This window comes from Shewanella sp. NKUCC05_KAH, from assembly GCF_019345585.1.
GTDB lineage: Bacteria > Pseudomonadota > Gammaproteobacteria > Enterobacterales > Shewanellaceae > Shewanella > Shewanella oncorhynchi.
This window is the reverse complement of sequence record NZ_JAHKQZ010000025.1, coordinates 16,846-30,190: the sequence shown is the minus strand read 5'-3', so window position 1 is coordinate 30,190 and position 13,345 is coordinate 16,846. Positions and strand designations below refer to the sequence as shown.

Below are 13,345 nucleotides of genomic sequence, written 5' to 3'. Positions count from 1 at the left end.
ACCTCTACTTACACATTGGGAAGCCAAGCGCTTCGCGTGCCTGATAATAAGATTCAGCGACCGCTTTCGCCATAGTACGAACGCGTAAGATGTAGCGCTGGCGCTCGGTAACTGAAATGGCATGGCGGGCATCGAGCAGGTTGAAGGCGTGTGAGGCTTTCATCACTTGCTCGTAGGCGGGCAGAGGTAAAGGTTTTTCTAGCGACAATAAATGCTGACACATTTTTTCGCACTGATCGAACAGGGTGAACATAAAGTCCACATCGGCGTGCTCGAAGTTATAGGTCGATTGCTCGACTTCGTTTTGATGGAACACATCGCCATAGGTGATTAGGCCTAGTGGACCATCGGTCCATACGAGATCATAAACGCTATCAACGCCTTGGATATACATGGCCAGACGCTCTAGGCCATAGGTGATTTCACCTGTGACTGGGCTGCATTCGATGCCGCCGACCTGTTGGAAGTAAGTAAACTGAGTCACTTCCATACCATTAAGCCAAACTTCCCAGCCTAAGCCCCAAGCACCTAGTGTTGGTGATTCCCAGTTATCTTCCACAAAGCGGATATCGTGGATTTGAGTATCAATACCCAGTGCTTGCAGTGAGCCTAAATACAGCTCCTGAATATTGTCAGGCGAAGGTTTTAACACGACTTGGAACTGGTAGTAGTGCTGCAGGCGGTTAGGGTTTTCACCGTAACGACCATCTGTAGGGCGGCGCGATGGCTGCACATAGGCACTGCTCATAGGTTCAGGACCTAAAGAACGTAGGAAAGTTTGTGGGTGGAATGTACCCGCGCCGACTTCCATATCTAAAGGTTGAACAATTGCACAGCCTTGCTGTGCCCAATATTCCTGCAGGGTGAGAATGAAACCCTGAAATGTTTTTACGTCGTGTTTTGTCGTCATGTCTACTTGTCTACTGCCGTCAGCCTGAATAGAAAATGGATTCGATTATACCTTGTAGATATCTGCTTATGTAGGTTATTTTTTACCTTCTTAATTAAAACAATAAGGTTATATACCATGGAAGAGATCCGCTGTGGCTGGGTAAGTGATGATCCCTTGTATCGTGAGTATCACGACAAAGTGTGGGGGCGACCTGTTTATGATCCAAAGGAGCTGTTTGCTAAGTTGTGTTTAGATGGTCAACAGGCCGGATTATCTTGGATAACTATCCTGAAGAAGCAACAAAATTATGAACAGGCCTTTGCTAATTTTGAACCTGAGATTATTGCGACTTTCGATGAGGCGAAAGTAGAGGAGCTCATGTTGAATCCAGGTATAGTGCGCAATCGCTTGAAGGTGAACTCTATCATCAAGAATGCTAAAGGTTATTTAGCCTATACTGCCGATGGGAAGGATTTCTCTGCATTTTTATGGAGCTTTGTGGGCGGTAAACCCATAGTTAATCAGATTAGGGCAATGTCGCAGGTTCCGGCACAAACACCAGAATCTGAAGCCATGTCAAAAGCGTTGAAGAAACTCGGATTCAATTTTGTCGGCCCAACCATTTGTTATGCCTTTATGCAGGCGGTGGGTATGGTGAACGATCATCTTGTCGAGTGTATTGCTTATCAGGCCTGTGTCGATTCTTGTGCTGAACATAGCCACTAGAATCATTAATCGTTGAGCTGACTGATATTAAAGAAAACTCTTGTAGAGTATCCAAATACAAAAAGCATGTTCCACGTGGAACATGCTTTTTGAGCTTCGCTGGAACTCATCTTGTTAAACTTAAACGGTCTCAACAGGAAAGCTATTCTCCTTAGACTTGAAAGTGCCCTTAGAGTTTCTCAAAGAAAAACGGCTTACGCTGTGCTTTATCCCCATTAAGTTCATTCATAGTCTCTGCATCAAATAACTTACCATTGACCATAGTATGAGTGACTCTGTCGGTGACTCGAATGTCGGCTAATGGATCACCATCAATAACGATCAAGTCTGCGAGCTTACCTTCTTTGATAGAACCTAGTTGCTGCTCCATGCCAAAGGTCGTCGCTGGATTAATGGTGGCCGTTTTCAACACTTCCATATTGCTCATGCCGCCTTGGGCAAACATCCACATTTCCCAATGTGCCGCTAAACCTTCACGCTGACCGTGGGCGCCAATATTTGGGTGAACCCCTAACTTATTGAGCTCGTTAGCAACCTTAGTAACATTGAAATGATTGTAGTGGCTCTCTGGAGCATGGGGGCGTCGCATTGATCTTGCTTGTAAAATATCGGCTGGCACATACATGGATAGGCGTGGATGTGCCCACACATCGGTTTTATCATACCAGTAGTTTTCACCAGAAATACCACCATAGGCAACCACTAAGGTTGGCGTGTAACCAACTTTAGTCTGGCTCCAAAACTGTTTGATATCGTTATAGATTGAACCAACGGGGAGTGAGTGCTCAATCGTAGTATGTCCATCGGCGACCATGCTTAAATTATGTTGCAGCAAGCTACCACCTTCAGGGACAACCATCATTTCAAGTTCACGTGCGGCAGCGATAACTTGCTGCCTCTGATTTCGGCGCGGCTGGTTGTAGCTTTTTACGCTAAACGCCCCGACTTTTTTCAGACGTTCAAGATGAAACTTGGCATCATCCAATGAGTCTATGTGCGATGTGTAACCCGGTGCATTTGCGCCATAGAGTATGGTGCCGGTGGAGAATATTCGTGGGCCAACAATATTGCCTGCTTTTTGTTGCTCAGATGCGGCAAAGATTTCTGTAGTGTCATTCGATGGATCGTGAATAGTGGTGACACCCAAGGATAAGCCTGAATACAGCGCCCAGTTCTGTTGTGGCACAATTTCATCATCTGCTTGCGGTCCATGGGCGTGGGCATCGAATAGTCCTGGCATGATGGATTTGCCTTTGATGTCGATGATCTGCGCATCCTTAGGAATCGCAACATTGGCATCGCCTACGGCGACAATATGATTGTCTTTGACTATGACCACACCATTATCAATCACTTGGTCATTTTCCATCGTAATCACTTTGCCACCGACGAAGGCGATTGTTCCACGTGGAACATCGGCCTTTTCGGTAAAGCCTAAATCGATAATGCTTGGTTGTGCCTTTTCATCTTTGTCGCGATATTGAGTGTCAACCTTGGCTTGGTACAACTCGGGGCCAAGAGTCCAATATAGTTGGTCGCTTTTACTGTTCCAACTGATACTTTCGCCCGCACGGGCACTCAATTGGCTTACGGGTAGATTGCTGGCATTGGGGCCAATCTCAACTGTCTCGCCGTGTTTAGCAAAAGGTGTTACCCAAACCTTAAAGCGTTCAGCAAAGGCGAGTTGCTCGCCATCGGGTGAAACCCTAAATTCAGTTGCATGTTTGCTGCTGTAATGAACCCGCTTATCGAAGCCGTCTAAGTTGATGGATGATAACTGCGGCGTTTCATCTTCGCTGCTATTCATAAAAAAGACGCGATCAGCATTGGCACCGAATTGAGCTTGATAGCCATCGGTACTGATCTTGCTATTTTGTTTACCTTTAATATCGACTTTATATAGCCCGGGCTCCTGCGACCAAGTTCTTGGTGTGAGGTTACCGCCTTGAGTTTTACGATACACTACGAGTTCACCATTGGGTGAAAAGGTGGGTTCGACATACTTTCCTGGTTCAGATGTTAGCTGCTTAGGTTTGCCACCTTTGGCGCTAATCACTTGTACTGTGCCTTGGTCTTGGTCATTCCAAGTGGTGAAAACAATATTTTTACCATCGCGCGACCATTGGGGATAAAGTTCTGCAATATTTTTGTCTAGATCAGTTAAGCGCGACATTCTGCCATCGGGTAAGGATTTTAACCAAATTTTCCCCAGTGCTTCGAAGGCGACTTTGCTACCATCCGGTGAGACTTGCGCCATACGTAGCATTTTTACATCGAAAACGTCTTTATCGATATCTTGCTTAAAGCGCACCGAGGGTTGTATGGCTAACTCAGTTTTTACACTAAAGGGGATATCTGTGAGTGTTTTATTGGCAACATTCAGACGATTAATTTTTCCCTTAGCCCAGAAGAAAATATCCTTGTTATCTTGTGTCCATGCCATTGTTGGATAGACGCCATGAATGGCCCAAGTCTCTTGCATATCACGGTCAAGTTCGCCAAACAGTTTAGTCGTCTCTCCCGACTTAAGGTCGAGTAGGTAGAGTGATGACTGAAAATCATCGCGCTTAATATAGGCGAGCTTAGTGCCGTCTGGGCTCGGCGTTGGCCGAATTGCACCACCCGTGCCTTCGATTAATACTTCAATCTCACCAGTTTGAGTATCGTAGCGTTTTATTTTGTAGATACCGTTGACCGAGTCCTTTGAGTAATGGAATGTTTTACCCGGCGTGTCATCTTGGCTAAAGTAGATATAGCGACCATCGGGTGAATACGCGGGTTCACCTAAATCTTTCTCATCATTAGGACGCTCGGTCAATTTAACGCCTTCACCACCCGCAACGTGGTATAGCCACACTTCGCCCGCACCCAAACTACGACTGGCGGTAAAGTGCTTACGGGCAACCAAATACTGGGAGTCTGGGCTCCAAGCTGGACTGTTTAGCAGCCTGAAGGTTTCTTGGGTAACTGTTCTTGGGTTTTTACCATCAGCATCCATAATCCAAATGTTATCACCACCATCACCATCGGACGTAAAAGCAATGTGCTTGCCATCAGGGCTATAGACGGGCTGCATCTGCCAAGCTATGCCTTGGGCTAATGGCTTAGCTTCACCGCCTGTTACTGGAATTTGGTAGATGTCACCGAGTAAGTCGAAGACGATATATTTACCATCTGGGCTGACACTTAAGTTCATCCAAGTGCCTTCATTAACATCAACTTTGACTTGCACTAAGGGAGCATTCGCTGGAGCGTTAACATTCCAAGTCGATTCTTTCGTTTCTGTGGCGTTAACTGCGAGGGTATTCATCCCAAGAGTGAGGGCAATATAAAGCGGGGTAAGTTTAGAGTTCAACATGTCACTTCCTGTTATCGTTCTTATGGGCTACATGAGCGGTATTAATCACAAGATAAAGTTTTGTTAATACTTGGTGTAGTTATCGCATAAATAGATAGGAAGGAAAACGTAAATACTGTTTCAATTGATGTTCGAGCTAGAAAGCTGATATTTATATTAGGATTGGGACAACAGAAATAGAACCAAGTTATTTGGTTCTATTTATAGAGGAGTATGGAGAACTAGCTGAGATAGGCTGATTGGATTAGCTAGGAAAGAAAATTGCTATCTCATCACCTAAGTGGATCATAGCGTCATTCAATACCCTGCATGTTACACCTCCTCGCCAATCTGGGGTGAGTGCGGCTTCTAAACCAACATGTGCAATTTCCATTTTTTTACAAGGATCGGTCTCACCTGTAATTTCAAGTAGTAACTCACCAATCTGTAAATGTTTACCAACATCTGCACTGCTAAATACTAGACCATCAACGAGCAGATTTGCTCTGCGAGTCGTCCAAGGCAATTCTGCCTCGATAGCACGACAGGCTTGTTGCCATTGTAGTTTGGAAAGCACAGTGACTTGGCGTTTGCCTGGACGACCAAATACATCTTTCTCTACACCATTTAACTGGGTGACATTGGCACAGAGAACCTCATTCATTGGGCCGCGCTTTACAGTTTTATAGGCAATTGCCAGCAGTTTTGGCATAGTTCCTCACATCCTTTTTTAATGATTAAGTCGCTAAAACGATACGACTTAAAGTCCTTTTTTGATCAAATATTGGTATGGCGTCTGAGCCGTTTCGCTGGCGATAAGGGTGTGATCCATAAACTCACAGAAGCTTGGAATATCGCGTGTCGTTGCAGGGTCATCGGCAATGATCAGCAGTGTCTCGCCTGCAGCCATTTGTCTTACCGTTTTACGCACCATCATTACAGGTTCTGGGCAACGTAAGCCTATTGCATCGAGCCTATGCTGTGCGGTTGAGAAAGCGTCGTTCATATTACCTCTACTGAACGGTTAAGCAGAATTAGCTAATGTTACTCCAGCCCCCATGATAAACCAAGTTGGTGGTCTCAATTTGTGATGTGGTTTGATTGGTGTGCTTTTTGTCGTTACCAAAGCTAGAGATAAAATGTTCCACGTGGAACAAACTTATGGCTTATGATAATTAACATTACTCAACGGCTTTATCAGCAGCGCTTTGAGATTGAGAGATCGGATGGATGACAGCTGTACTATTCTCTGGTGCTAAATCATTTGCTGCCGCCATAGTTTGTTGCTGCAATTTGGACGCCCGTTTGTAGCTATACATTTTTTGATCGGCTTTATGAATTAAGCTATTGGCTTCTTCATATTCATAGGGGCCAGTATCTGTAATGCCAAAGCTTAAGGAAATATTGTTTAGACTGAGTTTTATTTTTTGATTAAACCGAGTGATGAAATTCTCTCGAGCTTGTTCTTCACGACAGTTAGGCATGATGATACAGAACTCATCTCCACCATATCGAAAACAATGATCTTCAGCACGAGTGGTTTCTTTAATCGCTTTTGCGACAGCACAAAGTACTTCATCACCTGATCTATGGCCTTGAGTGTCATTAAATAATTTAAAATCATCTACATCTAAGTAGATGACACATACAGGCTCGGCGCGTCTTTGGGCTGCTCTGAGTATGCGAGTTGCGGTTTCTTGTAAGTGCCTTACGTTGAGCAAACCTGTTAAGGGATCGGTTTGCGAGAGTTCTTCTAACTGCTGGGTCCGCTCTTTGACTTTGCTTTCCATGCTTTGGGCATATTTCTCAGCCTTATCTTTAGCGTTCTCAATCTCGGAGACTAAGCTGCGAATATAAGTATCGAATACTAGTGTGACATCAAACAGCACGAGTTTATCAATTGCGGCTCGAATACGTTCGGCTTGACGTACATCTTGTACTGAGCCGTTGATCACTGCATAGATCAACTCCTTGAGTGTGTGTACCGCAGACAGGTAAAGTTTGGGCTCAACACCAATGCGTTTATGGACTAAACCAATCCGTAGGCGATTGTTTACGTACTCAAGATCATAAACACCATTAAATAAATCAAGCACATATCTTCTCTGTGCGGTACGCAGGCGGGCAAGGGTGTCTGAGTCTCCAATCAAGAGCGCAATTTCTGACACACTGGTTTGTAAGCCGTAAAAGTCATCGACGATTTTATCGATGTTTTCTTCGATGATAGGCTTAAAGGATTGTAGGGCCTTTACATCGCCCCCAGTAAAAGAGAAGAGCGCCTTACGAGACTCGATCTCCAACTCAGTGATCCGCATTTGTTCGAAAAGGGTCTGTTCCGTTTGTAGCATCAGGCATTCCTCTGGTAAAACAACGAATTGCATCCTTGCACTACACTGCCTAGATTTGGCTGATGATTGCTTGCCTGTTGTCGTCCACAATAGCCAGTAATGCCCTTGTAGTTAAGTCGATAACGGACTGATTTTCAAATGAACAGCAGAAGAAATGAGAAATATTAATATTTACGATGGCAGAAGATTTGGCATAAAAAAAACCGGAACAAGTTCCGGCTTTGATAATTATTCGATTAACGAATTAAACGCGTTCGAACACAGTGGCGATACCTTGGCCTAAACCAATACACATGGTCGCTAAACCTAAGGTCGCGTCTTTGTCTTCCATCAAGTTGATCAGCGTCGTAGAGATACGTGCACCTGAACAACCCAGTGGGTGACCTAATGCAATCGCACCGCCGTTGAGGTTGATTTTGTCGTCAACCACATCCGCTAAGCCTAAATCTTTTACACAAGGTAAAGACTGAGCTGCAAACGCTTCGTTCAGTTCAATCACATCTAAATCGGCAACTGTGATACCGGCACGAGCCAGCGCTTTTTGCGTGGCTGGCACTGGGCCGTAACCCATGATAGCCGCATCACAACCAGCAACCGCCATAGAGCGAATACGTGCACGAATTGGTAAGCCAAGTGCGCGCGCTTTAGATTCTTCCATGATTAACATGGCTGAAGCGCCATCAGACAGTGCAGAAGAAGTACCCGCAGTGACAGTACCGTTGACTGGATCAAATACCGGACGCAGTGCTGCTAGAGATTCCATTGTGGTTTCTGGGCGGATCACTTCGTCTTGGAGGACTTTAATTAAGGCACCGTTAGCATCGTGACCTTCAATGCCATAGATTTCCTTAGCAAAACGGCCTTCAACTGTGGCTGCATAAGCGCGTTGATGAGAACGTACCGCAAAAGCATCTTGCTGCTCACGGGTAATACCGTGCAATTTACCCAGCATTTCAGCCGTTAACCCCATCATGCCAGAGGCTTTTGCCACGTTATTAGCAAGACCTGGGTGGAAGTCGACACCATGGCTCATAGGCACGTGGCCCATGTGTTCTACGCCACCAATAATAAAGGTGTCGCCCATGCCAGTCATAATCGCACGCGCCGCTTGATGGATAGCATCCATTGACGAACCACATAGGCGGTTAACCGTCACAGCGCCAGCGGTCTTTGGAATGCCGGCTAATAGTGAAGCATTACGGGCAATGTTGAAGCCTTGCTCTAGGGTTTGTTGCACACAACCCCAAATCACGTCTTCAATCAGGTTTGGGTCGAGTTGCGGATTACGCAGCAACAGACCTTTCATCAATTCGGCAGACAGAGTTTCTGCACGTACATTACGAAATACGCCAGCCTTTGAGCGGCCCATCGGAGTACGAATGCAGTCTACGATAACAGCTTGTTTCATGATTAAATTCCTTTCCCGCTAATTAGGCTTGGTAGTAGCTACCGTTATTGGCTGCTAATGTACGCATTGCATCTGTGACTTGATACAGACCGCCCAAGTGAGCATATTTGTCTGCTAAGGCTACAAAGTTTGCGACACCCATGGTATCCAAGTAACGGAACACGCCGCCTCTGAATGGTGGGAAACCTAAGCCATAAACCAGGCCCATATCCGCTTCGGCAGGTGATGCGACAATGCCTTCTTCTAAACAGCGCACGGTTTCGATGATCATAGGGATCATAGTACGGGCAATAATGTCATCGGCTTCAAAGGCTTTTAAGTCGCCAAAGGCATCTTTCAATAGGCCGTAGCTCGTAGGATCGACATCTTTCTTCGGTTTACCACGGCTATCGACTGAATAGGCATAGAAACCTTTGCCATTTTTCTGGCCAAGACGTTTATTTTCAAACATCACATCAATCGCATCAGTACCTGATTTACCCATTCGATCAGGGAAACCTTCAGCCATAACGGCTTGGGCGTGATGACCTGTGTCTAAACCTACTACGTCAAGCAGGTAAGCAGGGCCCATTGGCCAACCGAATTGTTTTTCCATTACTTTGTCGATTGCAGCAAAGTCGCCACCTTCGGCAAGTAAGCCGTTAAAGCCTGCAAAGTAAGGGAAGAGTACGCGGTTAACGAAGAAGCCTGGGCAATCGTTTACCACGATTGGGGTTTTGCCCATTTTGCTGGCGTAAGCCACAACAGAGGCGATGGTTTCTTCAGAACTGCGCTCACCACGGATAACTTCTACCAACGGCATTTTGTGCACTGGGTTGAAGAAATGCATACCGCAGAAACGCTCAGGTTTCTTCATGCTCTTAGCGAGCAAGTTGATTGAAATCGTTGAGGTGTTTGACGCGATAATTGCATCTTCACTCACATAGCCTTCAACTTCGGCTAAAACCTGTGCTTTAATTTTTGGATGTTCAACAACGGCTTCAACGACGACATCACTGTGTTTGAGCGCAGCATAATCTAATGAAGGCGTGATGTTGTTCAGCACTTTGGCCATTTTTTCTGGCGTTGAACGACCACGAGCAACTTGGGCAGACAGCAGTTTGGCGGCTTCATTGAGGCCTAAATCTAATGCTGGCTGGGCAATGTCTTTCATGACAATCGGTGTGCCTTTGCTGGCGCTTTGGTAGGCGATACCGCCGCCCATAATGCCAGCACCTAATACGGCAGCGTTTTTCACTTCTTTGGCTAATTTACCCGCTTTTTTCGCTTTGCCTTTAACGAATTGATCATTAAGGAAGATACCGATAAGCGCTTTAGCAACGTCAGTTTTAGCCAGTTTGATAAAGGCTTGATGCTCGATTTGCAGTGCTTCGGTGCGGCCTTTAGTTGATGCTTGCTCAATTACGCTTACTGCGGCCATTGGTGCAGGGTAGTGTTTACCCGCAACCGCAAACACCATGCCTTTGGCTGTTGTGAATGACATCATAGCTTCAAGTTTTGGCAGTGTTAGTGCAGACAGCTTGCGGTTACGACGCGCTTGCCAATCCAACTTTTCAGCAACAGCATCTTTGAGCATTTGAATCGCAGCCGCTTCTAATGCTTCTGGCGCAACCACAGCATCCACAGCACCGACTTTCAGTGCATCTTCAGCGCGTTGGTCGTTACCTGTGGTGATCCATTCAAGTGCGTTATCAGCACCAATCACACGTGGCAGACGAACTGTGCCGCCAAAGCCTGGGATGATGCCGAGTTTAGTTTCAGGTAAACCGATTTTGGCTGTGGTATCTGCGATACGAAAATCCGTTGCCAGAATGGTTTCACAGCCGCCACCTAAGGCAAAGCCTTTGATTGCAGATGCTGTTGGGAAAGGTAAGTCTTCGAGTTTGTTGAAGACAGCGTTGGCTTGTTCAACCCAAGAGAGCAGTACGGCGTCATCTTGTGCGAATAGGCCTAAAAATTCGGTAATGTCGGCACCCACAATAAAGGTATCTTTACTTGAGGTCAGCACTAACGCTTTGATATTGGAATTTTGCTTGATGCTGTCTAATGCGGCATCGAGCGAAGCGAGGGTTTCTCTGTCGAATTTGTTCACCGAACCGGGTGCGTTAAAGCACAGCTTGGCAATATTATCCTCGAGTAACTCAACTTGAATTGTAGGACTTTGGTAGATCATTGCTTGCTTCCTTTTGGCTTAAAAGTGATACCCACCATTATGTGTTGGTGCTAGTACGACTCTCTATCTCACAGCAGCTTCGGCCATCATTTGACCAGTTGTATGCCAGTGTGCTTCGAAATTCGATAAATTACAACACCCAATTTAAACGACTGTTTAATTTCTTGTCGGCTAGAGTGATTTTTCACCTTTGTGATACACTGCACAGAGTGTAGAACACCTAGAATGCGTTAAATCACTTTGCGGATAAATAGGTCTTTGTGGCTGTTTTCCTTAGACGTTTAAACGCTGCAGCCATGCTAGGGTTGAATAGAATTATTAAAAATAATCATGATGTTATCGCTTTTATGTTCTTTGTTTAGCAGCCATGTATTTTAGATTGAGTGACAGTTTAACGTTTTGATTGAATCTGTTGTTCATGATCAGATTAAGATTATGTGGGCAAATTTGGCTCATAATATTAACTTTTATTCATTGCAGGAGATGACAAATGGATCAGTTGGCTCATCACTATCGTGCCCATATTGCCGAGTTAAACCGCCGAGTCGCAGAGATTTTGTCTCGAGAAGCCTTGTCTGGTTTAGTGATCCATTCGGGTCAGCCGCATCGGATGTTTTTGGATGATATCAATTATCCCTTTAAAGCAAACCCGCACTTCAAGGCATGGTTGCCAGTGTTAGATAATCCGAATTGCTGGTTAGTCGTCAATGGTCGCGATAAGCCGCAGCTGATTTTTTATCGTCCTGTGGATTTTTGGCACAAAGTATCCGATGTGCCGGATATGTTCTGGACTGAGCATTTTGATATTAAGCTGTTAACTAAGGCCGATAAGGTCGCTGAGCTGTTACCCAAAGACACAGTTAATTGGGCTTATTTGGGTGAGCATTTAGATGTAGCCGAAGTGCTGGGTTTTACCAGTCGCAATCCCGATGCTGTGATGAGCTATTTGCATTACCACAGAACCACTAAAACTGAATATGAGCTGGAATGTATGCGCCGCGCCAACCAAATTGCGGTGCAGGGACATTTGGCTGCTAAAAATGCCTTTTATAATGGTGCGAGCGAGTTCGAGATCCAGCAGCACTATTTATCTGCAGTTGGCCAGAGCGAAAATGAAGTGCCCTACGGCAATATTATTGCTCTTAATCAAAATGCGGCGATTTTGCATTACACCGCGCTCGAGCATCAAAGCCCTGCGAAACGTTTGTCTTTTCTTATCGATGCGGGCGCGAGCTACTTTGGTTATGCGTCTGATATCACTAGAACCTATGCATTTGAGAAGAATCGTTTCGATGAGTTGATCGCTGCGATGAATAAGGCGCAGCTGGAGCTCATCGACATGATGCGCCCCGGCGTGCGTTATCCTGATTTACACTTAGCGACTCACGCTAAAGTCGCGCAAATGCTATTGGATTTTGATTTAGCCACGGGTGATGCCCAAGGTTTGGTTGATCAAGGCATTACCAGTGCTTTCTTCCCCCATGGTTTAGGCCACATGTTAGGTTTACAAGTGCATGATGTGGGTGGCTTCTCCCACGATGAGCGCGGTACCCATATCGCGGCCCCCGAGGCCCACCCATTTTTGCGCTGCACCCGCATTTTAGCGCCAAACCAAGTGCTGACTATGGAACCTGGGTTATACATCATAGATACTTTGCTCAATGAGCTTAAACAAGATAGTCGTGGCCAACAGATCAACTGGCAAACGGTTGATGAGTTAAGGCCTTTTGGCGGTATTCGTATCGAAGATAACGTCATAGTGCATCAAGACAGAAACGAGAATATGACCCGTGAGCTCGGCTTAGCCGATTGATGTTTGAAAATAGATTAGGGCGAATTCGTGCTCGAAAGTTATAACGTTCCCTGTGATGAAATCGTCATTGAAGAAGAGATAAAGCATAGTCGCTTTATCTCTTTTCTCTTTCATTGCGATAGTGTCGATAAATTAAAGTTAGTACTTACTGACATAAAGCGTGACTATCCCGGCGCAAGCCACTATTGCTCAGCTTTTGTTGCTGGCGCACCGGATGATAGCGTCTTGATTGGTTCGAGTGATGACGGTGAGCCTGCTGGCAGTGCAGGCCGCCCTATGTTAGCTGTGTTGCAAGGGGCACATATTGGCGAAGTTGGCGCTGTTGTCGTGCGTTACTATGGCGGTACTAAGCTAGGCGTAGGTGGACTCGTTCGGGCTTATACGTCGGGCTTAAGGCAAGGCTTGATTCAATTACCGAAGCAACTCAAACAGTTACGGTATCCCGCCAAGTTGCATTGTGATTATGCGCAGCTGCGCGATGTCGAGCATCTATTACAGCAAGTGGATGCCGTGATCATTGATAAGCAATTTGCCGCAGCGGTCGATATTGTGTTTGAGATAGGGCGAGAGCAACAGGCATGGCTTTGTGAGTCGCTGGCGACACTGAGTCAAGGAAGTTTGAGGCCCGAGTTTGAGCTGTGATGCCTG

General features: G+C 45.7%; 10 protein-coding genes. 3 read left to right on the top strand and 7 right to left on the bottom strand.

The window, feature by feature from the left end; all coding sequences use genetic code 11:
- Window positions 1–4 precede the first annotated feature (4 nt).
- Window positions 5–910 carry a glycine--tRNA ligase subunit alpha gene (gene glyQ / locus KO533_RS19475; RefSeq protein WP_006084781.1) on the bottom strand — a complete coding sequence of 302 codons (906 nt, stop codon included), beginning with the start codon at window positions 908–910 and terminating at the stop codon, window positions 5–7.
- A gap of 117 nt (window positions 911–1,027) precedes the next feature.
- On the opposite strand from glyQ, the gene KO533_RS19470 reads away from it, so the two are divergent.
- Window positions 1,028–1,618, top strand: coding sequence for a DNA-3-methyladenine glycosylase I (locus KO533_RS19470; RefSeq protein ID WP_168827609.1), 591 nt, complete (start codon window positions 1,028–1,030; stop codon window positions 1,616–1,618).
- Between the two features lie 169 nt (window positions 1,619–1,787).
- Here KO533_RS19470 and KO533_RS19465 read toward each other — a convergent pair whose 3' ends face one another.
- The 6 genes from KO533_RS19465 to fadB form a co-directional block, all read right to left on the bottom strand.
- Entirely contained in the window at window positions 1,788–4,976 is a 3,189-nt protein-coding gene (locus tag KO533_RS19465; protein ID WP_219255763.1) for an amidohydrolase family protein, read from the bottom strand.
- 244 nt (window positions 4,977–5,220) lie between these two features.
- Window positions 5,221–5,667 carry an MOSC domain-containing protein gene (locus KO533_RS19460; RefSeq protein ID WP_168827597.1) on the bottom strand — a complete coding sequence of 149 codons (447 nt, stop codon included), beginning with the start codon at window positions 5,665–5,667 and terminating at the stop codon, window positions 5,221–5,223.
- Window positions 5,668–5,715: 48 nt separating this feature from the next.
- Window positions 5,716–5,961, bottom strand: coding sequence for a sulfurtransferase TusA (tusA, locus tag KO533_RS19455; protein WP_168827595.1), 246 nt, complete (start codon window positions 5,959–5,961; stop codon window positions 5,716–5,718).
- Between the two features lie 175 nt (window positions 5,962–6,136).
- On the bottom strand, window positions 6,137–7,303 hold the full coding sequence (locus KO533_RS19450) for a diguanylate cyclase (RefSeq protein ID WP_105250818.1): 1,167 nt from the start codon (window positions 7,301–7,303) through the stop codon (window positions 6,137–6,139).
- A gap of 244 nt (window positions 7,304–7,547) precedes the next feature.
- Window positions 7,548–8,711, bottom strand: coding sequence for an acetyl-CoA C-acyltransferase FadA (gene fadA, locus KO533_RS19445; RefSeq protein WP_006083808.1), 1,164 nt, complete (start codon window positions 8,709–8,711; stop codon window positions 7,548–7,550).
- A gap of 22 nt (window positions 8,712–8,733) precedes the next feature.
- Window positions 8,734–10,884, bottom strand: a complete 2,151-nt coding sequence (gene fadB / locus KO533_RS19440) for a fatty acid oxidation complex subunit alpha FadB (RefSeq protein WP_219255761.1) — start codon at window positions 10,882–10,884, stop codon at window positions 8,734–8,736.
- A gap of 490 nt (window positions 10,885–11,374) precedes the next feature.
- Between fadB and pepQ the strand changes: the two genes are divergently transcribed.
- Both pepQ and KO533_RS19430 read left to right on the top strand, forming a co-directional pair.
- Complete coding sequence (pepQ, locus tag KO533_RS19435) at window positions 11,375–12,697, top strand: Xaa-Pro dipeptidase (RefSeq protein ID WP_113941399.1); 1,323 nt, start codon at window positions 11,375–11,377, stop codon at window positions 12,695–12,697.
- A 27-nt stretch (window positions 12,698–12,724) separates the two neighbouring features.
- A complete protein-coding gene (locus tag KO533_RS19430) occupies window positions 12,725–13,339 on the top strand; it encodes a YigZ family protein (RefSeq protein WP_219252094.1) in 615 nt (204 codons plus the stop codon).
- Window positions 13,340–13,345 lie beyond the last annotated feature (6 nt).

Coding starts and splice junctions, on each gene's coding strand:
- glyQ (WP_006084781.1), bottom strand. CDS start 910: ATGACGACAAAACACGACGTAAAAACATTTCAGGGTTTCATTCTCACC.
- KO533_RS19470 (WP_168827609.1), top strand. CDS start 1,028: ATGGAAGAGATCCGCTGTGGCTGGGTAAGTGATGATCCCTTGTATCGT.
- KO533_RS19465 (WP_219255763.1), bottom strand. CDS start 4,976: ATGTTGAACTCTAAACTTACCCCGCTTTATATTGCCCTCACTCTTGGG.
- KO533_RS19460 (WP_168827597.1), bottom strand. CDS start 5,667: ATGCCAAAACTGCTGGCAATTGCCTATAAAACTGTAAAGCGCGGCCCA.
- tusA (WP_168827595.1), bottom strand. CDS start 5,961: ATGAACGACGCTTTCTCAACCGCACAGCATAGGCTCGATGCAATAGGC.
- KO533_RS19450 (WP_105250818.1), bottom strand. CDS start 7,303: ATGCTACAAACGGAACAGACCCTTTTCGAACAAATGCGGATCACTGAG.
- fadA (WP_006083808.1), bottom strand. CDS start 8,711: ATGAAACAAGCTGTTATCGTAGACTGCATTCGTACTCCGATGGGCCGC.
- fadB (WP_219255761.1), bottom strand. CDS start 10,884: ATGATCTACCAAAGTCCTACAATTCAAGTTGAGTTACTCGAGGATAAT.
- pepQ (WP_113941399.1), top strand. CDS start 11,375: ATGGATCAGTTGGCTCATCACTATCGTGCCCATATTGCCGAGTTAAAC.